A 20,898-nucleotide genomic window follows, 5' to 3' on the forward strand; every position below is an offset into this window, starting at 1 on the left:
CGAGGTCGGCACCCAACTGGAAAATTACAGGAAATTCCTAAATGGTAACTATTCGTCTGTCACGTGGCGGCTCCAAAAAGCGTCCTTTTTACCACCTGTCCGTAACCGACAGCCGCAGTGCCCGTAACGGTCGTTACATTGAGCGGGTCGGTTTCTTCAACCCCATCGCTCGCGGTGGAGAAGAGCGTCTGCGCATCGACAACGAGCGCATTGAGTACTGGGTAAGCCAGGGTGCTCAGCTGAGCGAACGCGTTGATGGCCTGCTGAAAGAGCAGAAGAAGAAAGCTCAAGCCGCCGCTTAATTGACGGTTGCGTCCGGAGAGAAGAGGTCCCGATGACTGATAAAGGGTCCAATCTGATCGATGTCGGGCGCATTACCGCCGTGTTTGGCATTCAGGGGTGGGTCAAAATCCACTCTTTCACCGAGCCGCAGGACAACCTGTTTGGCTACGGTCCCTGGTGGTTGAAGACCGCCCGGGGTGTCAAAACGGTGGAAATAGATGATAGCCGCCCTCACGGGAAGGGCTTCGTCGCCCATATCAAGGGCGTCGACGACCGGGATCAGGCGGCGATGTACACGGGCATTACCATCGCGGTGGACAAGGACCAGCTGCCCGACCTTGAGTCCGAAGAATATTACTGGCACCAGTTGCAGGGGCTGCGCGTTATCAGCCACTGGCAGGGCGAGAGCCTTGATCTGGGGTACGTGGCTCAAATACTCGATACGGGCGCCAACGATGTACTGGTCGTACAGCCCGACAGCGAGAGCCTGGATCAGCGCGAGCGTCTGGTGCCCTATGTGCCCGAGCAGTATGTGCACTCGGTGGACCTGACGGGCGGGCGCATTGACGTGGAATGGGATCCGGAGTTTTGACCACTGACGCTGAGCGACAGCCGGTCAGACTGGCGGTGGTTAGCCTCTTCCCCGAAATGCTGCAGGCGGTGACCGGTTTCGGTGTCACCGGCCGGGCGGTCAAGCAGGGGCTGATCGAGGTGGAGTGCTGGAACCCGCGGGATTTTACCCGGGACCGGCACCGCACCGTGGATGATCGCCCCTACGGCGGTGGCCCGGGAATGGTGATGATGGTTGAGCCGCTGCGTTCGGCCATTGACGCGGCCAGACGCTGGACCGGTGAGGACGTCCCGGTGATCTATCTGTCGCCCCAGGGGCGACCCCTGGACCAGTCCGGGGTGGAGACGCTGGCCGAAGTCGGCTCCATGATACTGGTAGCCGGACGCTACGAAGGCATTGACGAGCGTCTGCTGGAGAGTGTTGTCGACCAGGAATGGTCGATTGGCGATTATGTGCTCAGTGGCGGTGAGTTGCCCGCCATGGTCGTGATCGACGCGGTGACCCGGTTGATTCCGGGCGCGCTGGGCCACGCCCAGTCGGCGGAACAGGACTCCTTTGCCGAAGGGCTGTTGGACTGCCCACATTACACCCGCCCTGAGGACTTTGAAGGGCGAAGGGTTCCGGAGGTGCTGCTTTCCGGGGACCACAAAAAGATTCGGCGCTGGCGCCTGAAACAGGCGCTGGGGCGAACCTGGCTGAAACGGCCGGATTTATTGCAAGCAATAGACTTAACCGAGGAACAGCGGGTGCTGTTGACGGACTTTCGTCGGGACCTTGATTTGACCAACTCTAGCTGTGAAGCTACAGACTCTCAGGAGACTAGGCATGACTAACAAAATCATTCAGGCGCTGGAAAGCGAACAGATGAAGCAAGACGTACCCGACTTCGCCCCCGGCGATACCGTTGTGGTACAGGTAAAGGTAACGGAAGGCAACCGCGAGCGTCTGCAGGCCTTTGAAGGCGTGGTGATCGGCAAGCGCAACCGCGGACTGAACTCCGCTTTCACCCTGCGCAAGGTATCCCACGGTGTGGGCGTTGAGCGTACCTTCCAGACCCACAGCCGTCAGGTTGACAGCATTGCGGTCAAGCGTAAGGGCGATGTGCGTCAGGCCAAGCTGTACTATCTGCGCGACCTGACCGGCCGTGCCGCACGCATCAAGGAAAAGCTCTCCTCCTAAGACGGACGAGCTTTCCTGTAAGACGAAAAACCGGAGCGGTACGCCGCTCCGGTTTTTTTATGTTCAGGAAGAACGGTATGCAGTGAGCACAGGGATGTGCAGCGAACTGCGTTATGTCCTTCTGGTATGATGAGGTTTTGCCCGCGAGCCTTTGTCCACGAGCCCTCCTATGAGCGAAGCCAAAACCCTGCCCGCCAGCGAACTCCAGGTGCTGGAGCAGTATCTGGATGCGATCTGGATGGAACGCGGACTGAGTGAAAACACTCTAAGCTCCTACCGGCGCGACCTGGAGAGCTTCGCGCGCTGGCTGGTGGAGCAGGGCAGTGGCCTGTTCCGGCTCGATGGTGTGCTGGTTTACGACTATCTGGCTCAACGCCACAAGCAGGGTTTCTCCAGTCGCTCCACGGCGCGCTTTCTGTCCTGTGCTCGAGGGTTTTACACCCACCAGGTGCGGGAAGGGCGCTTGCAGGAGAACCCGCTGGCACTGGTGGACAACCCCCGGTTGCCGCGCTCGCTGCCCAAATCGCTCACGGAGAACGATGTGGAAAGGCTCCTGGCGGCCCCGGATCTGGAACAACCGCTGGGATTGCGCGATCGGACCATGCTGGAGGTGCTCTACGCCTGCGGATTGCGGGTGTCCGAGCTGGTGGGCCTGACGCTGGCGCAGACCAATCTGCGCCAGGGAGTGGTACGGGTCATGGGCAAGGGCAGCAAGGAGCGCCTGGTGCCGCTGGGAGAGGAAGCCTCCCACTGGCTGTCGCGTTATTTGCAAGAAGCGAGACCTGTGCTCTTGCATAATGTGCCCAGTGAGATACTCTTCCCCAGTACTCGGGCCCGGGCCATGACACGCCAGACCTTCTGGCACCGAATAAAACACTGGGCACAAGTGGCGGGCATCGAAAAGCCGCTGTCGCCGCACACGCTGCGACACGCCTTTGCCACCCATCTGCTCAATCATGGCGCCGATTTGCGGGTCGTACAGTTGTTGCTGGGCCACAGCGACCTGTCCACCACGCAGATCTACACCCATGTGGCGCAGGCGCGCCTGCAGGAGCAACACGCACAGCATCACCCGCGTGGTTGAGGCAGCTCCGGAGACCCAAAAGCTGAATGAAATGGCGGCTCGCCATCGCACTCTTTTAACCCGTGATATCACAGGAACAACGCTATGCTGAAACAGATTTTGATGGGATTGCTGGGAACCGCCGGTTGTGCCATGGCGGTGGCTCAGGATCAGTCCACCGAAGAACGAATCCTCGAAGTATTGAGTGACGCGCGCCCCGACATTGAATTTGGCGAGGTGGTGACGGCCCCCATCGATGGCCTCTATCAGGTCCAGGTGGTCGGTGGGCCCGTGCTCTACGTGAACGCCGAGGCCGACATGATGATTGCCGGCGAAATGTTCACCGTGGGCAACAATGGCTTCTCACGCTACGAAGACCCGCGCGTGATCAAAAAGCGCGAAGAACTGGTCAAATCACTGGAAAACAAGAACACCATCAACTTTGCGCCCGAAGGCGAGACCAAGGCCGTGGTGTACGTGTTCACCGACGTCGACTGCGGCTACTGCCGGCGCCTGCACAGCCAGCTTGACGAGTATCGCGATGGTGGCGAAACCAAGCCCGGCTACCGGGACCTGGGCATTGAAATTCGCTACCTGGCCTATCCGCGCGCGGGCGTCAACAGCCCCTCCGGCGAGAAACTCGAGACCGCCTGGTGCTCCGAGGATCAGCAGGAAGCGCTGGATCGGCTGAAAAACATGCAGAGCGTGAGCAGCGTCAGCTGCGACGACGACCCGGTGGCCGAGCACTACAAACTCGGTGGTGAAATCGGTGTGAGCGGCACCCCGGCGCTGCTGCTGCCCAACGGCAAGATGCAGGCGGGCTACGTGCCCCCCGAGCGTCTGGCACAGACTCTGGGCCTGTAACTGTCGCCCCGGCCATCTGGCACAGATTGACACCTCGATGGTAGCCCAGTAAGGTTGCAACCCCGCGCCTCCCGCCGGAGGCGCGGCAACAACATTCCGATAGTCGCTTCGCCCGCTCAGGATTCGTTCTCGAACCCCCAGGCGGGCGAACCTATTAACAGCAGGGGAGAAGAGCTTGAAACCGGTCAAAATAGGCATCTGTGGGCTCGGCACGGTAGGCAGCGGCACGGTCAACGTGCTGACGCGCAATAGCAAAGTCATCAACGCCCGCGCTGGCAGCGATCTGGTCATTGGCCAGGTGGCGTGTCGACGCAACGATGTCGACTGCGATATCACCGAGCTGAACGTCACCAAAGATATCTTCGAAGTCGCGAAAAACCCCGACATCGATATCCTGGTCGAGCTGATTGGTGGCATCGACGACGCGCGCGAGCTGATTTTGACCGCGATTGAAAACGGCAAGCACGTGGTCACCGCCAACAAGGCCCTGATCGCCGAGCACGGCAACGAAATCTTCGCCGCCGCCAATGAAAAAGGCGTCACTGTCGCGTTTGAAGCGGCCGTAGCGGGCGGTATCCCCATCATCAAAGCCATCCGCGAAGGCCTCTCGGCCAACCGGATCGAATGGCTCGCGGGCATCATCAACGGCACCGGCAACTTCATCCTCACCGAAATGCGCGACAAGGGTCGCGGCTTCTCCGAAGTGCTGGAAGAAGCCCAGGAGCTGGGCTACGCCGAAGCCGACCCTACTTTTGACGTGGAAGGCATCGACGCCGCGCATAAACTGGTGATCCTGGCCTCCATCGCCTTCGGCATCCCCCTGCAGTTCGACAAAGTCTTCACCGAAGGCATTAGCCGCATCGCCCCCCAGGACGTCGCCTACGCACACGAACTGGGTTACTCGATCAAACACCTGGGCATCGCCCAGCGGGTCTCCAAAGGCATTGAGCTGCGCGTGCACCCCACACTGATCCCCCGGCGTCGGCTGATCGCCAACGTCGACGGCGTCATGAACGCCGTACTGGTCAAAGGCGACGCCGTCGGCCCGACCCTCTACTACGGCGCCGGCGCCGGCGCCGAACCCACCGCCTCGGCGGTACTGGCCGACATCATCGACGTCGCCCGTACCCTCACAGCCAACCCCGAGCACCGGGTTCCCTACCTGGGCTTCAAACAGGAACGGCTGCGCGACAACCTGGAAATCGTCCCGATCGAGGAAGTGGAAACCGCCTACTACCTGCGCATGTCCGCCCTCGACAAACCGGGCGTCCTGTCCCAGGTAGCCCAGATCCTCAGCGACTCGGGCATCAGCATCGAAGCGTTGATCCAGAAAGAAGCGGCCGACGAAGAAGAAATCGTCCCGCTCATCCTGCTGACCAACCGCGCGGTGGAAAAACAGCTGGTAGAGGCGATCATCAAAATCGAATCCCTGAGCTCCATCACCGGCCCAATCACCCGGATTCGCGTAGAGCCGCTGAAGTAAAATAGAAGCAGGTAAAAAAAGTGAAATATATCAGCACCCGGGGCCAGGCCCCCGCACTGAACTTCGAAGACGTCGTCCTCACCGGCCTCGCGCCCGATGGTGGTCTGTACGTCCCCGAAACCCTGCCCGAATTCAGCCGGGAAGAAATCGCCTCCTGGTCCGAACTCTCCTACCAGGAACTGGCCTTCAAAATCATGGCCCCATTCGTGGATGGTGCCGTCTCCGACGACGAACTCAAACAGATCATCGCCGAAGCCTACAGCACCTTCAGACACCAGGCCGTCGCACCCCTCGTGCAGACCGATCATAACGAATGGATCCTCGAACTCTTCCAGGGACCCACCCTGGCATTCAAAGACTTCGCCCTGCAGTTCCTCGGACACCTGCTCGACCACCTGCTGAAAAAACGCCAGCAGAAAGTCGTCGTCATGGGCGCCACCTCCGGCGACACCGGCTCCGCCGCCATCGAAGGTTGCCGCCGCTGCGACAACATCGACATCTACATCCTGCACCCACACAACCGGGTCTCCGACGTCCAGCGCAAACAGATGACCACCGTGCTCGAAGACAACGTGCACAACATTGCCCTGGAAGGCAACTTCGACGACTGTCAGAACATGGTCAAAGCCAGCTTCGGCGACCAGTCCTTCCTGCCCGAAGACCGGCAACTGGTCGCGGTCAACTCCATCAACTGGGCACGGATCATGGCCCAGATCGTCTATTACTTCTACGCAGGCCTCGCCCTCGGCGCGCCCGCCCGGCCGGTCTCCTTCTCCGTGCCCACCGGTAACTTCGGCGACATCTTCGCCGGCTACCTCGCCAAACGCATGGGCCTGCCCATCGACCAGCTGGTCATCGCCACCAACAGCAACGACATCCTGCACCGCTGCTTGAGTGGCAACGACCACAGCAAAAGCGAACTCAAACACACCCTCTCGCCCAGCATGGACATCATGGTCTCGAGCAACTTCGAGCGGATGCTGTTCGACCTCTACGACCGGGATGGCGACAAAATCCGCGGCCTGATGGAAGACTTCAAATCCGGCGCCATGCACCTGGACGAAAAAGCACTGGAGCGGGCACGCGAACTGTTCAGCAGCCACAAAGTCGACGACGACGTGACCCTCGAAGTCATCCGCGAAGTCTTCGATCGCTGCGAATACCTGCTCGACCCACACACTGCCATCGGTTTGGAAGCCGCGCGCCAGACGCGCCGGCGCAAAGACATCCCGATGATCTGCCTGGCCACCGCACACCCGGCGAAATTCCCCGAAGCCGTCCGCAAAGCCGGGCAGGGCACCGACCCGGAACTGCCCCACCACATGGCCGACCTGTTCCAACGCGAAGAACGCTTCGAAGTACTCCCCAAAGAGATCGAAACCGTTCAGAAGTACATTGCCAAAAACCTGAGGGCGTAACCCCAACCCCTCCCTCCAACCAAGATGGAGGGAAGGTTGGCGCTACAACGCACAAAGGACCGATTTGGGGTGGACTGTTCCAAGACCGTCAACCGCGGGACTAGTGTTGACGAGTTACAGGGACGTACTTGCCACGTGTCTTGGAACAGTCCACCCCGAAGCGGTCCGGACGTGATGCCAAAAGGAAGTCCCCCGTAACCGCTGAACTTACTAACCGACTGCACCCAAGATTCCTTCGCTCCGAAAACTCAAAGCCGACCCCTATGCAAAAAACCATCCTCCGCCGCACACCACCAGCCACCGCCCCACAAGAACCCCTGGCAACCGACCTGCCACCACTGCTGGACCGACTCTACCGCCTGCGCGGCGTCACCCGGGCCGACGAACTGCAACACTCCCTGAAACTACTGCAAAAACCCAACTTCAAAGGCCTCGACGCCGCCGTTCCCATACTGGCCGACGCCGTCGAAGCCCAGGCCAACATCCTCATACTCGGCGACTTCGACGCCGACGGGGCCACCAGCTGCGCCCTGGCCGTACTCGCACTGCAATCCATGGGACTGGCCTCCGTCGACTTCCTCGTGCCCAACCGCTTCGAATTCGGCTACGGCCTGACCCCCGAAATCGTCGAAGTCGCCGCCGCCATGGGGCCCGACCTGATCGTCACCGTCGACAACGGCATCTCCAGCATCGAGGGCGTACGCGCCGCGCGGGAAAAAGGCATCGCCGTCGTGGTCACCGACCACCACCTGCCCGCCGAATATTTGCCGGAAGCGGACGCCATCGTCAATCCCAACCAGCCCGGCTGCGAATTTCCCAGTAAAAACCTCGCCGGCGTGGGCGTGATCTTCTACGTCATGAACGCCCTGCGCGCCGAACTGCGGCAGCGCGGCTGGTTCACCGAGGGTCGCAAAGAGCCCAAAATGGCCGAGTTCCTCGACCTGGTGGCCCTCGGTACCGTTGCGGACGTGGTGCCGCTCGATCACAACAACCGCATTCTGGTCTCGCAGGGCCTGCAGCGCATCCGCGCCGGCGTCGCCCGCCCCGGCATCATGGCGTTGCTGGACGTGGCCGGCCGGGCCATGCACCGGTTGGTGGCGAGCGACCTGGGCTTTGCCATCGGGCCGCGCCTGAACGCCGCTGGGCGCCTGGATGACATGTCTCTGGGTATCCAATGCCTGATGTGCGAAAGCGAGCCACTGGCGCGGGAAATGGCGCTGTCGCTCGACGAACTGAACCGCGACCGCAAGGCCATCGAAAGCGGCATGCAGCGCGAAGCCATGACCATGCTGGGCAAACTGCAGCTCAACGAAGCGCAAGAGGAATTGCCCTGGGGGCTGTGCCTGTACGATGGCGGCTGGCACCAGGGGGTGATCGGCATTCTCGCCTCGCGCATCAAGGACCGTTTTCACCGCCCGGTGATTGTCTTCGCCGATGCCGGGGAGGGCGAAATCAAGGGCTCGGCCCGCTCCATTCCCGGCCTGCACATTCGCGATACCCTGGATGCGGTGGCGGCGCGCCACCCGGATCTGCTCAACAAATTTGGCGGCCACGCCATGGCGGCGGGTATGACCCTGTCCGGTGACCGGTTTGCGGATTTCCAGAAAGCGTTTGATGAAGAAGTGCGCCGGCAGTTGAAGCCGGAAGATTTACAGCCGCTGCTGATCAGCGACGGCGCGCTCGAGCCCCGGGAAGTCAACATGGACCTGGCCACGCTGCTGCGTAATGCGGGTCCCTGGGGGCAGCATTTTCCCGAGCCGCTGTTCGATGGCGAGTTTCGCCTGGTGCAACAGCGGCTGGTGGGTGAAAAACATCTCAAGATGACGCTGGCGGTGGATGAGGCGGGTCAACAGTTGGTGGATGCCATCGCCTTCAACATCGACCCGGAACTCTGGCCCAACCCCAGTGCCGACCGGGTGCACCTGGCCTACCGGCTGGACGTCAATGAATTCCGGGGCCGGCAGACCGTGCAGCTGATTGTCGAGTATCTGGAGGCGGTATAGCGCCAAATCAGTCAATCGGTTTTTTCTTTGTCGACTTTGCAGAGTCGCGCTTAGGGCCATCCGGCCACTTGGTGTTACTGATAAACGCGATTTTCTTTCCATCCGGCGACCAGCTGGGCACGTTGATGGTGCCCTGGCCGCCGTAGACGTAGGCGACGATGGTCGGTTCACCGCCATCAATGGGCATCTGCCGCAGGTAAACGTGGCGGTAGAAGGGATGATCGCTGGAGTCGACATCGTCGCGGTAGGACAGAAACACGATGCTCTGGCCGTCGGGCGAGATGTGCGGGAACCAGTCGTTGTACCGGTCGAAGGTCAGCTGGACCTCATTGGAGCCGTCGGCGTTCATGCGCCACAGCTGCATGGTGCCGGTGCGGTTTGAGTTGAAATAAATGTGCTGTCCGTCCGGGCTGTACTCGGGCCCGTCATCAAGTGTTGCGGTGTCGGTAAGCTGGGTTTCCTCGCCGGTCGCGATGTCGACGGTGTAGATGTCGTACTTGCCCTTGCGGTTGCCGGTAAACACCAGCGTCGTGTCGTCGGGCGAGTAGCCGTGCAGGTACGAATGCCCCGCGCCCTTGCGAGTGACCCGGCGGGGCTCGTCGCTGCCGGTCAGGGGCAGGGTGTAGATCGTCGAGCGACCCTCTTCGGACTCGGCATGATGGCTGATGGCGATCTCCTCGCCATCCCAGGACAGTACGTGGTCATTGTTGTTCTGATCGGCGAAACCGGTATTCAACTCGCTCTCGCGGCCGGTTTCCAGGTCGAACTTGTACAGTAATCCCTCGGAGTTGTAGATCAGGTATTGGCCGTCGTGGGTCCAGTTCGGGGCCTGGAGCGAAACCGGCGAACGGTGGATGATGCGCCGGTTTCCGCTCGCCATGTCCATGACTTCCAGATTGCTGCCGATATAGTCCTGATAGGGCACAAAATCGTCTGCCGCCGGTCGGATGATGCGCACATTGGAGAAGGTTGCGCTCTCGACCTCCTCGGCCTCGTGCGAGGTGAGCGCCAGGCCCACATGGACCTTATCGGAAAAATCCAGGTGCGATACCTGGGTGACCTGGAAGGGTTCGCCAAATTTCGCGGCCGACATGATGAAGGTGTCGCTCCGGCGTTCCAGCTGAATGACGTCCGGCCCCTGGACCTTAAGCCGGTATTCTTCAGTGTCAGCGCCTTCGGCGGGACGAAACTGTAGCGCCGTCAGGCCATCGCCGTGCACCGTGGCGTGGACATTGGCCGCATCCGGCGCAAGGCTTTCGCGCACGTGCCAGCCCGCCTTGCGGTGCGGATTGGCGCCTTCACCGATAAACGCCACCCGGGCGCGCACGATAAAGTCGCCCTCCATCTCATTCCAGGCGTAGTGCAGCTCGTCCTCGGTAAACCACATATTGGCACCCGAGCCTGACATGATGTACTGCTGGGTGGCCGGCTGGTACTCCAGGCCGCCCGCCTGCCGGACCGGGCCGATATCGGCGTTCTGGTCGAACTGGCCCACGGGCTCGGCGGCGGTGCTCAGGCTGCAGATCGCCAGCAGTGCGGCGAGTGTCAAAATTGCGGTACTGGATTGGCCGGTTATTTTTCTCATTGGGTAGTCTCCATTGCCATTTTTTGATTGGTGCCCAAATTTATATTCGCAATAATATAAAGGAAACCCTGACTAATCACTCCATAGCGTAGTCGAGATTCAGGCAATTGGTATTTCCGGTTTTACATGGGCGATATACATGCACATTGCGTTGGTTTTATGCCCCTGAGTAAAAATAAATGCAGAACAGCTGAATCCAAACCCCCACGTCACCCGTTTAGTCTACTATAGGACCCTGAACTATCTTTAATAACCCAAAAAGACTGAGACCAAGACCTATGGATGAATCGCGCAATCAGTACCTGAGTTTACTGAGTCGCACGGCCCAGGGCGACCAGAAAGCGTTCGCCCAGCTGTATGAGGCGACGGCTGGCCGGCTGTACGCCGTCAGTTTACAGATGTTGCAGCGCCGGGACTGGGCCGAGGACGTTGTCCAGGAGGCGTTTGTACGCATATGGCACAACGCCGGCGAATATCAGGCCGAGAAGGGCACCGTACTGACCTGGATGATCAGTATTGCCCGTTACCGGGCGCTGGATATGCTGCGGGCCGCCAAGAGCCGACGCGAGACCAGCGAAGATCAGGCCCCCGAGCGCGAGGATGGTCAGACTCCGGAGCTGAATCTGTACCAACAGCGCGAGCGGGTCGAAATTGACCATTGTATGGATGGACTCGAGGGCTCTCAGCGCCAGGCCATCCATATGGCGTATTTTCTGGGGTTGACCCACTTTGAGGTGTGCGAGCGGTTGGCATCCCCTCTGGGATCGGTCAAAACCTGGATTCGCCGGGGTCTGGAACGTTTGAAGAGGTGCCTTGAAGCATGAATTACCTGACTGAAGAACGCCGGAATGCTCTGGCGGCCGAATATGTATTGGGCACCCTGCAGGGTGCGGCGCGTGTGCGCTTTCAGACTTTGATGATGGAGCACGATCTCATCCGGCAAACCGTGTGGCGCTGGGAGCGTGGCCTGAACGAGCTCGGTGGAAGCCTGCCGTCTCAGTCACTTGACCCCCAGGTCTGGGAGCGCATCAAGGCCCGGGTCGGTATCGACCAACCGCTCCCGAAGTCGGACAAAGTCGTCAGCCTGCCATCGAAGCGCGGCGCCCGCCACTGGCAGTGGCTCGCGGGCCTGTCGACCGCTGCGGCGGTCATACTGGCGGTGCTCGTGGTGTGGCAGCCGCTGGCACCCACGACCGGCGTGCCTGAGCGACTGGCGGTGATTCAAAGCGAAGAGGCTCAACCTCTATGGCTGGTTGAGGTCGAGGATCAGCGCCTTCGCGTGCGCGCCACCGAGCGGCTCTCGCCCAGAGCGGACCGGGATTACGAGCTGTGGTTGGTCGCGGCCGATGGACGGGCGCCGGTATCGCTGGGGCTTCTGCCCAAGCAGGGCGAGGCGCATTTGCCGCGCAATGCGCTGCTTGATCAGGTCGATGTCGCCGCTTTGGCGGTCAGCCTGGAGCCTTTGGGCGGCTCACCTACGGGACAACCTACCGAAGTACTGTACACCGCAGAGCCGGTCAATATTTAGAGTCGCATGAAAGAGGGGCGTGAGATCTTCGCTTTGTGGATCCAGCCCCTCTCCCTTTCCTTAGTGTGCCATCACACAGACAACTCACCTCCCTTGGCTTATTTTTTAGAGTCTCATCCTGAATTCCACGCCTTGTGGCAATTCGGTGTACCAATCCGGCAATAATGCCGGGATGAGCGCTAGTGATTGAGCCGTTGAACAGGACATATTGTAAGTTTGACACGCTCCATCCAAAGGAGGTTCATATGGAAAATCGACATCCAGCTTATTTCGTTCTGATCTCAAAGAATATTTTACAATCTAAAAAAGTATAAGCAATAATCCGAAATCTTGAATCCAGAACAGGATTTCACACGTTTGCTTAATGACACTTGATGATTCACTCATCGTCAGGCTTGTTCATATAACCTAAAACAGGAAGCGAAAGGCTATGAAAACCAAATATCTATCATTCGTTATCGGCACTCTGTGCACCGGTATGGTGGCCACTGGAACAATGGCTTCCAGCCACCGCGAAGCGCCCGCCATTACTCGTATGCCCACCGTTGACTCCACCGACTTCTACGCTTTCAACAGCTATGAAGAGGGTCGAGGTGAGTACGTGACGCTGATTGCCAACTACCTGCCCCTGCAGGATGCCTACGGCGGTCCCAACTATTTCGCTCTGGATCCCGGGGCGGTTTATAGCATCCATATCGACAATGATGGTGATGCGGTCGAGGACCTTACCTACCAATTCCGTTTTCAGCACTCGCTGCCCGGTGAAGACGGTGAAGGCGTCAAGCTGACCGTGGGCCCGGACGGCAATACGCGATCCGTCGCAGTCCCGCTGAAGAACGTTGGCGGGATTTCGGCCGGTGACATGTCAGCCGTGAATTTTTTCGAAACCTACGAGCTGACTCTGGTTGAGGGCGAGCAGCGTTCGGGCATGGGTATGGAGGTGCAGGATGCCACTATGGGCGGCACCACCTTCAGCAAGCCACTGGATTTCATTGGCACCAAAAGCTTCGGTTCCCGCGAGGGTTATGCGGAGTACGCCAACAGCTTTATCCATGAAATCGCCATTCCCGGCTGTGACACCAATGGCCGGGTATTTGTCGGCCAGCGCAGCGATCCCTTTGCGGTGAATCTGGGCAATACCTTTGACCTGGTCAACTATGTCCCCATCGAAGGCGACAGCGAGCGTGGCAATGGTGACGGCGAGGGCTTTCCCGGCGGCATTACCCAGGACTCAAGCAATGATGACCTGAGGGACAAAAATGTCACCGCGCTTGCGCTGGAAATTCCCAAAAGCTGTGTCACTGGCGATGGCAATGGCACCATCGGTACCTGGACTACCGCCAGCCTGCCTCAGGCTCGTATTTTGAACCCGCAGGCGGAGTTCAATAACACTGAAGTGAATGGTGGCGCCTTGACTCAGGTGTCGCGCCTGGGCAACCCCCTGGTGAATGAGGTGGTGATTGGTCTGAAAGACAAAGACCGTTTTTCCAGCGCCCACCCCTCTGACGATGGTCAGTTCCTGGACTATGTCAGTCACCCGTCGTTCCCCGAGCTGCTGAACATCCTGTTCAAGGATGCCGTCAACTCGACTCTGGGCACCAACATGGAAACCCTGGCTCCGACCAATTTCCCGCGTAATGACTTGATTACCACCTTCCTGACCGGCTTCGAGGGTGTTAACCAGTTGGCGACAGTGACCCCCTCCGAGATGATGCGCCTGAACACTGGTATACCTGCGACGTCGGCCGCTGAACAGTCGCCCTTTGGTGTGGTCGGTAATGACCTGGCCGGTTTCCCCAACGGTCGCCGCCCAGGTGACGATGTGGTGGATGTCGCGCTGCGCGTCATGATGGGTCGCCTGTGCTACCCGATTCCGGTTAGTGGTGAGCAAACAGATCTGGGGCTGTGTGCGCCTGAAGACGCCAATACCGGTGAAGTGCCCTTTACCGACGGCGCGCCCGTGGATGCCAGCATGATGAAGGTGTCTTTCCCTTATCTGGCAGAACCGATTCCCGGTTCTGAGTAAAGGAGACTGGTATGAAAACTTACGCAACAGTATCAATTACAGCGCTAACGCTGATCATGGTCGGCTGCGGTGGCAGTAGTGGCAAGGGTGGCAAGACCACTCCCGATCTGAATCAGGGGCCGACTGCCAGTGATGCCAGTTTTACCACCCAGACTGATACCGAGGTAACCGGTACGCTCAACGCCGAAGATCCAGAGGGTGACCCTGTTACTTTCGCCGTGGTGGACGAACCGGAGAATGGTTCGGTGATGCTAGAAGCAGACGGCTCATTCAGCTATCAGCCCGGTGCCAATTTCACTGGCAATGATTCATTCAGCTTCCGGGCCTCTGATGGTGATCGCGATTCCAATCTTGCGAATGTGGAATTTGTGATTGAACCGTTGGAAGTATCGTTCAGCACTTACAGTCGTCAGGCTTTTGGACAAATGCCAACGGATGAACCCCTGCCAGTAAACGGTCGGGTATTTATCCAGGATGTGGCTGAGACCAATGCGTATGACGATCTGCTTACACAATAATCCTTGAACGGTGATGCCAGGGATGGCGATTTTCACAAAAAAATAATTGGGTATACCTCATGAGCATCCGGATATTTTTAGCAACAATGCTGGGTTGGTGTTGTGTGGTGCACGCCGAACCCATTATTCCCGAATCCCGAGCCACATTGGTGGCAAAATGGGAACCCACTGAACAGAAACAAACCGATTCGTCGAGGGATGCGAAAGCACTGTGGGTAGATGATCCGCGGTCGCTGTTAACGCGTGCCCGTCAGGCGATTGAGCTGGCCGCCAAACCCGGCTACAGCCATTTTTACGATCGGGCGAGAACCCTGTTGGAGGTTCCGGTCGAGGCCCAAACCGATAACCCGGAAGTCTGGTTATTGTGGGCAAAAGTACAGCAGCATCACCATGATTTTGACGCGGCGCTTTCCGCTCTGGATCGGGTGTTCAGCGCGCAACCGGGCAATGTGGAAGCACGTCTTCTCGCCGCCCGTATTTATCTGATACAAGGTCTCCCCGATCGGGCGCACGGCCACTGTATCGCATTGTTAGGCAATACCGATCTGGTGACCGCCAGCGCCTGTGCCCTGGAAGTGGCGGGCTACCGCCAGTCGTTGGACAGTAGCTACCAGAGTTTGCAGCAGCTGGTGCGGCGCGGAGGGTTGCCCGAGGACGAGCGCGGCCCCTGGATTGCCCAGATCCTTGCCGACATGGCGTTGCGCCTGAATCAGTTCGAGGAAGCCCAGTCGTGGCTCGACCGGCATCTTGACAACGCCAGCGTCAACTACCTGCTGCAATGGTCCGAGGTGCAATCGGCGCTGGGAAACCATCATCGGATCATCGAGGAACTGGAGCCTGTGGTCACCGCCGCGCCCAATATCGACGATGCACTGGCCCTGCGCCTGGCGATTGCCGAGCAGGCAACCGAGGGTGATCGTTGGCAGAACTACGTTGAAGGGCGCATGGCGTTGCGATTGCAGCGCCAGGATACCCATCACGCTTCAGATCTGACACGTTATTACCTTGAGCTCGACCCACAGCCCGAAAAAGCGCTTCACTGGGCCGAAGTGAATTGGGAAACGGCCCGGGAGTACAGTGATCGGCAACTGCTACAGGAAGCCCGCCGCCGTGTGGAGAAGAATAAAAGCAAAGAGGAGGCTCACTGATGCGTTTTTATCTACTGATTCTGTTGGGTGTCTTTTCATTATCGACCCAGGCCCATCAGCTGAGTACGGCCTACCTGAGTGGCGAGCTTGATGCCACTGGCAAGGTTCAGCTCGACCTGCAATCCCGACTCTACGATCTGGAACGGGCGGTGGGACTGGATACCAATCGCGATGGCGAGCTGTTGTGGGGCGAGGTCCTGGACAATGCCGAGAGCCTGGAGACCTACCTGAAGAGCCGGATCAACCTGCGGCGGGATGACCGGCCTTGCAACCTGTCTTTCGCGGGTCCCTGGAAGGTGGATGAGCACTACGGCGAAGCCTATTTGATAACACCACTTCAGGCGCAGTGCCCGCTCAGTGGTGACCTGACACTGACTTACCAGGCGTTTTATGACCAACAGCCCGAGCACAAACTACTGGTGAACTTTCGCTCGGATGAACCGGGCTCGAGCGACACAGGAAGTAGCCACCGGGTAATGGATCGCAATCAGCAGGAGCTGATTCTCGGAGGAGGCGAGGGGAGCCTGATGTTGACCATCAAGGACTTTGTCAAAGAGGGCATCATTCACATCTGGATCGGTCTGGATCACATTCTGTTTCTGGTGTCGCTGTTGCTGACCTCTGTGCTGATGCGTGCCTCGGGACACTGGCAGGCGGAAGTGAGTGTGCGCCGGATTGTGACCAATGCCGTCTGGATCGTGACCGCCTTTACCCTGGCCCACTCGGTGACGCTCACCGCCACCGCCCTGGGCTGGGTCCAACCGTCCAGCCGCTGGGTGGAGGTGGCCATTGCTCTGTCGGTGGCATTGGCGGCGCTGAACAATGTCTTTCCGGTGGTTACCCAGCTGTCTGGAATTACATTTGCGTTCGGCCTGATCCACGGCTTTGGCTTTGCCGGCGTGCTGGGCGAACTTGGTGTTCCCGCCGACCAGGTGCTGCCCACGGTGCTGGCGTTCAACCTGGGCGTTGAGATCGGCCAATTGGCGATCGTACTGGTGTTGCTACCCTGTCTCATGCTCTTGCGTCACTACCTCTGGTTCAGACGCATTCTCGTACCGGCTGTCTCCATATTGATTGCCGCCCTGGCCATCTATTGGGTGATTACTCGAATTTAGCGGGTTTTTGATTCACTCTGCCGCTTTCAGTTCGGCTTGCAGGCCGGGCCAGACGTTATCCAGGATCAGAGGTTGCGCCTTGGCATTCGGATGAATGCCATCGCCCTGCATGTACTGGTCGTTGGTGGCGATGCCCTCGAGCATGAACGTCACAAAGGGCAGGTCCAGATCCTCCGCCAGGGTCGGGAAAAGGTCGGCAAACTGGCCCGCGTAGCGGGAACCGTAGTTGGGCGGTATCTGCATGCCCAGCAGAATCACCCTGGCACCGGAGGCGCGAATGCGCTCGATGGCCCGGGTCAGGTTCTCCTCGAGCTGGCTGAGCGGGTAACCGCGCAGGCCATCGTTGCCACCCAGCTCGAGCAGCACCCACTCGGGCTGATGGCGTTTCAGCAATTTCGGCAGGCGGTTCAGGCCACCTTCACTGGTTTCGCCACTGACACTGGCGTTGATCACCCGATGGGGGTAACCTTCCGCTTCCAGCTTTTCCGCCATCAGTTGCACCCATCCCTCGCTTTCATCGATGCCGTAGGCGGCGCTCAGGCTGTCGCCCAGCACCAGAAGGGAGGGAGGCTCGTCTGCGGCACTCAATGGCGCCAGAACGAGCAGGCACAGCAACAGGCTGCAATGAATCAGGCGTTGGAAGAAACGATAGGGCATGGAGTCTGATTCCTGGAAGTTTGAGTCCGTATAGTAGTGATACGTTGATCGCCTCACCAGAGGCCACCGTAAAGAATTGTGAACCATTTTGACAGCGGGGCGCGCACAGAGTGCAATAGCGCCTCGGATTGTTGGTGGGCGGAGCCCACCCTACGGGCGGTTCGTCCACCGTAGGGTGGGCTCCGCCCACCGATTTGACCAATGTGACCGAACAATAACCCCCTGGAGCTTTCGATGACGCCAACCCCACTCGTAACAGCCACTGAAGTCGGCAAGGTGGTCACGACCGCCGAGGGTGAGCTGACCATACTGCAGCGCATCTCACTGAATGTGGCTTCGGGCGAAAGCCTGGCGATCACTGGCCCTTCCGGCTCCGGCAAGTCGACTCTTCTGGGCATTCTGGCGGGTCTGGATCTGCCCAGCTTTGGCGAAGTCGAGCTCTGCGGGGAGTCTCTCACCCGGCTCGATGAAGAGGGCCGGGCGCGGGTGCGGGCCGAGTCCGTGGGGTTTGTGTTTCAGTCATTCCAGCTGTTGCCGGGCCTGACCGCGCTGGAAAATGTCATGTTGCCGCTGGAACTGCACGGCTCGCGCGAGGCGCGCTCCCTGGCGACCGACTACCTCAAGCGGGTGGGGCTCGCCGAGCGCCTGACCCACTACCCACAGCAGCTCTCCGGTGGCGAACAGCAGCGCGTGGCCATCGCCCGCGCCTTTGCCAGCCAGCCGCGCGTGCTGTTTGCGGACGAGCCCACCGGCAATCTGGACATTCACACCGGCGCCACCATCATCGACCTGCTCTTTGATCTGAATCGCGAGCAGGGCACCACCCTGATCCTGATTACTCACGAGGAACGGCTGGCGCAGCGCTGCGGTCGTCGGGTGCACCTGGTGGCCGGGGCCCTGGAGCCCGAACGGAACGCTGAGCACAACCCCGCGCTCGCCTCTGAGCACAACCCGCAGGAGGCCTGAGCCAATGCTGTCCGCGAGATTACTCTGGCGCAATTGGCGCAGTGGTGAAGTACGGCTGTTGAGTGTGGCGCTGGTGATGGCGGTGATGGTGGTCAGCGCCATTGCCATTTTTACCGATCGTCTCGATACCACCCTGGTGCAGCAGAGCAACAACTTGCTGGGGGCTGACCGGGTGGTGCGCAGCCAGCAGCAACACTCGCAAGAGTGGGCGGACGAAGCGCGAGAGCGCGGCCTGCAGCAGAGTCGGTTGGTGGAGTTCTCCTCCATGGTGTACGCCGGCGACCCCATGACCCTGGCGTCGGTCAAAGCGGTGGCCGAGGGCTATCCGCTGCGCGGTGAGCTCGAAGTCAGTGATCAGGCCTGGACGACCGATTCGGCCCGGGTCACCGACGGGATCCCGGCGCCGGGCGAAGCCTGGGTGGACGCCCGGATTCTGCCGCTGCTCGACATCGAGCTGGGCGATACCATCGGCGTGGGTGAGTATGAGTTGACCGCCACCCGCATTCTGGTGCGCGAGCCCGATGGCGCCAGCTCCATTTTCATGACCGGTGGTCGCGTGTTGATGAACATCGCCGATCTGGAGCGGACCGAGGTGGTGCAACCCGGCAGCCGGGTCAGCTACCAGTGGTTGCTCGCCTCCGATCGCTCCGGCGAGATCGAGAGCTTCATGGACTGGCTGGAGCCGAAGCTGAGCGAGCACGAGCGGGTGGTGGACATCGAGTCTTCCCAGCGCCAGTTGGCGCGCACCCTCGATCGCGGCAAACAGTTCCTGCTCCTGGCAGCGGTGGTGGGCGTGCTGCTTGCCGGTGTAGCCATCGGCCTGGCGGCCCGGCAGTTTTCCGACCGGCACGTGGACCAGGTGGCCCTGATGAAGAGTCTCGGTGCCGGGCGTGGTCGCATTCGCCGGATCTATTTCGGCCAGTTGTTGATTCTCTCTTTCCTGGCGTCAATGGTCGGCGTGTTACTGGGCGAAGGGTTGCAGCAGCTGGTCGCATTGGGCCTGCAATCCTTTTTTGATCTCACCCTGGCCCAGCCGGGTTGGCTCGCTTACTGGCTCAGTCTGTTCAGCGGTCTGGTCTGCCTGCTGTTTTTCGCCTTTCCCGCCCTCTGGTTTCTGCCCACGGTGCCCCCGCTGAAAATTCTGCGGCGGGAGCTGGGCGTCGCCCAGGTGCAGGTCTGGTTCCAGGTCCTGTTGGCGCTGGCGGCCGTGACCCTCCTGGTGGCGCTCTTTGGTCGCGACCTGACGCTGGCGCTGAGCGTGGTGCTGGCACTGGTGGTTGTGGTGCTGGTGGCGGGCGCTCTGGGCTGGCTGCTCCTGACCCTGAGCCGGCGTCTGAGCACCGGCGCGGGTAGCGTCTGGCGGCTGGCGGTGGCCAATCTGCAGCGCCGTCGCGGTCACAGTCTGGTGCAGATGGTGATCTTCTCCATCGCGATCATGCTGCTGATTACCCTGACGGTCGTTCGTACTTCGCTGGTCGAAGACTGGCGGATGCAGTTGCCGGACGACGCCCCCAACCATTTTCTGGTGAACGTGGCGCCGGATGAAGTGGCGCCGGTGCAGCGGATGCTGGACGAGGAGTCCATCGATCGCCAGCCGCTGTACCCGATGGTGCGCGGGCGCCTGAAAACGATCAACGGCGAAGAGAAGAGTCGTGCGGCCCTCAACCGGGAAGCCAATCTGACCTGGACCGATACGCTGGGTGAAGACAACGAGATCGTGGCCGGCCAGTGGTGGAACCAGTGGTCAGGCTCCGATCTGCCGGGTGTGTCCGTCGAAGAGGGCGTGGCCGGGGAGCTGGGGATTGAGCTGGGCGATCGTCTGGCGTTTTCCATTGGTGGATTGCCGCTGGAAGCCGAAGTGTCCAGTCTGCGTAGCCTGGACTGGCGGTCCATGAATCCCAACTTCTTCTTCATCTTTGAACCCGGCGCGCTGGATGATTTTTCCGCGACCTACATCACCAGTGCCTATATTCCCGCTGAGCAGAAGCCGTTGGTCAACCGGATCATGCGCGCCCATCCCACGATTCTTCTGATTGAACTGGACCGGGTGTTCGAGCAGATTCGTACCATCGTGACCCAGGTCACCAAGGGCATACAGCTGGTGCTGGCGCTGACCGTGATCGGCGGAGCCCTGGTGTTATTTGCTGCGGTGACTTCCAGCCTCGATGCCCGTAAACAGGAGGTGGGGATCCTGCGTGCGCTGGGCAGCCCCCGCCGGTTGGTGGTGGGCAGCATCTGGGCGGAGTTCTCCATACTCGGCGGCCTGGCCGGGGTGATTGCCGTTGTGGGATCCGAGGCGCTGCTACTGAGCCTGCAACACTTTGTGCTGCAGATTTCCATTCGCCCGCATTATCTGTTCTGGCTGCTGGGGCCGGTGCTGGGCGCGGCCTTTGTCGGCCTGCTGGGGGCAATGAGCTGCCGCAGTGCGGTGAATACACCGCCCGCGGTCGTGCTCCGGGAGGCCGCGTGATAATGTCCGATGGACCATAATG

19 protein-coding genes are annotated in these 20,898 nt (G+C 60.0%); 17 read left to right on the forward strand and 2 right to left on the reverse strand.

Features of this window, described 5'->3' with window-relative positions; translation table 11 throughout:
• Positions 1 to 41 precede the first annotated feature (41 nt).
• From rpsP to recJ, 9 genes are all read left to right on the forward strand, one after another.
• Positions 42 to 302 carry a 30S ribosomal protein S16 gene (gene rpsP, locus AAE484_RS12205; RefSeq protein WP_341938677.1) on the forward strand — a complete coding sequence of 87 codons (261 nt, stop codon included), beginning with the start codon at positions 42 to 44 and terminating at the stop codon, positions 300 to 302.
• A 32-nt stretch (positions 303 to 334) separates the two neighbouring features.
• Positions 335 to 874 (forward strand): ribosome maturation factor RimM, encoded by a 540-nt coding sequence (rimM, locus tag AAE484_RS12210; RefSeq protein ID WP_341938678.1) that lies wholly within the window; start codon positions 335 to 337, stop codon positions 872 to 874.
• On the forward strand, positions 871 to 1,686 hold the full coding sequence (gene trmD, locus AAE484_RS12215) for a tRNA (guanosine(37)-N1)-methyltransferase TrmD (protein WP_341938679.1): 816 nt from the start codon (positions 871 to 873) through the stop codon (positions 1,684 to 1,686). Before rimM ends, trmD begins: the two co-directional genes overlap by 4 nt.
• Positions 1,679 to 2,032 (forward strand): 50S ribosomal protein L19, encoded by a 354-nt coding sequence (gene rplS, locus AAE484_RS12220; RefSeq protein ID WP_341938680.1) that lies wholly within the window; start codon positions 1,679 to 1,681, stop codon positions 2,030 to 2,032. Before trmD ends, rplS begins: the two co-directional genes overlap by 8 nt.
• Before the next feature lie 169 nt (positions 2,033 to 2,201).
• Positions 2,202 to 3,116 (forward strand): site-specific tyrosine recombinase XerD, encoded by a 915-nt coding sequence (gene xerD / locus AAE484_RS12225; protein WP_445928856.1) that lies wholly within the window; start codon positions 2,202 to 2,204, stop codon positions 3,114 to 3,116.
• Positions 3,117 to 3,200: 84 nt separating this feature from the next.
• On the forward strand, positions 3,201 to 3,959 hold the full coding sequence (locus tag AAE484_RS12230; RefSeq protein WP_341938681.1) for a DsbC family protein: 759 nt from the start codon (positions 3,201 to 3,203) through the stop codon (positions 3,957 to 3,959).
• Positions 3,960 to 4,134: 175 nt separating this feature from the next.
• Positions 4,135 to 5,442, forward strand: a complete 1,308-nt coding sequence (locus AAE484_RS12235) for a homoserine dehydrogenase (protein ID WP_341938682.1) — start codon at positions 4,135 to 4,137, stop codon at positions 5,440 to 5,442.
• A 20-nt stretch (positions 5,443 to 5,462) separates the two neighbouring features.
• Positions 5,463 to 6,860 (forward strand): threonine synthase, encoded by a 1,398-nt coding sequence (gene thrC, locus AAE484_RS12240; RefSeq protein WP_341938683.1) that lies wholly within the window; start codon positions 5,463 to 5,465, stop codon positions 6,858 to 6,860.
• A gap of 263 nt (positions 6,861 to 7,123) precedes the next feature.
• A complete protein-coding gene (recJ, locus tag AAE484_RS12245) occupies positions 7,124 to 8,863 on the forward strand; it encodes a single-stranded-DNA-specific exonuclease RecJ (protein WP_341938684.1) in 1,740 nt (579 codons plus the stop codon).
• A 7-nt stretch (positions 8,864 to 8,870) separates the two neighbouring features.
• Here the strand turns inward: recJ and AAE484_RS12250 are convergent, their stop codons facing one another.
• Positions 8,871 to 10,448 carry a TolB family protein gene (locus tag AAE484_RS12250; protein WP_341938685.1) on the reverse strand — a complete coding sequence of 526 codons (1,578 nt, stop codon included), beginning with the start codon at positions 10,446 to 10,448 and terminating at the stop codon, positions 8,871 to 8,873.
• Positions 10,449 to 10,726: 278 nt separating this feature from the next.
• Here AAE484_RS12250 and AAE484_RS12255 point away from each other — a divergent pair, with 278 nt between their 5' ends.
• From AAE484_RS12255 to AAE484_RS12280, 6 genes are all read left to right on the forward strand, one after another.
• Complete coding sequence (locus AAE484_RS12255) at positions 10,727 to 11,272, forward strand: sigma-70 family RNA polymerase sigma factor (RefSeq protein ID WP_341938686.1); 546 nt, start codon at positions 10,727 to 10,729, stop codon at positions 11,270 to 11,272.
• The gene (locus AAE484_RS12260) at positions 11,269 to 11,976 is read left to right on the forward strand and encodes an anti-sigma factor (protein WP_341938687.1); all 708 of its coding nucleotides are present in this window, start codon (positions 11,269 to 11,271) and stop codon (positions 11,974 to 11,976) included. The genes AAE484_RS12255 and AAE484_RS12260 overlap by 4 nt, the downstream gene beginning before the upstream one ends.
• Positions 11,977 to 12,406: 430 nt before the next feature.
• Entirely contained in the window at positions 12,407 to 14,002 is a 1,596-nt protein-coding gene (locus AAE484_RS12265; protein WP_341938688.1) for a DUF4331 domain-containing protein, read from the forward strand.
• A gap of 11 nt (positions 14,003 to 14,013) precedes the next feature.
• Complete coding sequence (locus tag AAE484_RS12270; protein WP_341938689.1) at positions 14,014 to 14,520, forward strand: Ig-like domain-containing protein; 507 nt, start codon at positions 14,014 to 14,016, stop codon at positions 14,518 to 14,520.
• Positions 14,521 to 14,669: 149 nt separating this feature from the next.
• Positions 14,670 to 15,668 (forward strand): tetratricopeptide repeat protein, encoded by a 999-nt coding sequence (locus AAE484_RS12275; RefSeq protein WP_341938690.1) that lies wholly within the window; start codon positions 14,670 to 14,672, stop codon positions 15,666 to 15,668.
• Positions 15,668 to 16,783 carry a HupE/UreJ family protein gene (locus AAE484_RS12280; protein WP_341938691.1) on the forward strand — a complete coding sequence of 372 codons (1,116 nt, stop codon included), beginning with the start codon at positions 15,668 to 15,670 and terminating at the stop codon, positions 16,781 to 16,783. Before AAE484_RS12275 ends, AAE484_RS12280 begins: the two co-directional genes overlap by 1 nt.
• Before the next feature lie 12 nt (positions 16,784 to 16,795).
• Here AAE484_RS12280 and AAE484_RS12285 read toward each other — a convergent pair whose 3' ends face one another.
• A complete protein-coding gene (locus AAE484_RS12285; RefSeq protein ID WP_341938692.1) occupies positions 16,796 to 17,440 on the reverse strand; it encodes an arylesterase in 645 nt (214 codons plus the stop codon).
• 234 nt (positions 17,441 to 17,674) lie between these two features.
• On the opposite strand from AAE484_RS12285, the gene AAE484_RS12290 reads away from it, so the two are divergent.
• Both AAE484_RS12290 and AAE484_RS12295 read left to right on the forward strand, forming a co-directional pair.
• The gene (locus AAE484_RS12290) at positions 17,675 to 18,406 is read left to right on the forward strand and encodes an ABC transporter ATP-binding protein (RefSeq protein ID WP_341938693.1); all 732 of its coding nucleotides are present in this window, start codon (positions 17,675 to 17,677) and stop codon (positions 18,404 to 18,406) included.
• 4 nt (positions 18,407 to 18,410) lie between these two features.
• Entirely contained in the window at positions 18,411 to 20,876 is a 2,466-nt protein-coding gene (locus AAE484_RS12295; RefSeq protein ID WP_341938694.1) for an ABC transporter permease, read from the forward strand.
• Positions 20,877 to 20,898 lie beyond the last annotated feature (22 nt).

It is taken from the genome of Marinimicrobium sp. C2-29 (assembly GCF_038419845.1).
Lineage (GTDB): Bacteria > Pseudomonadota > Gammaproteobacteria > Pseudomonadales > Cellvibrionaceae > Marinimicrobium.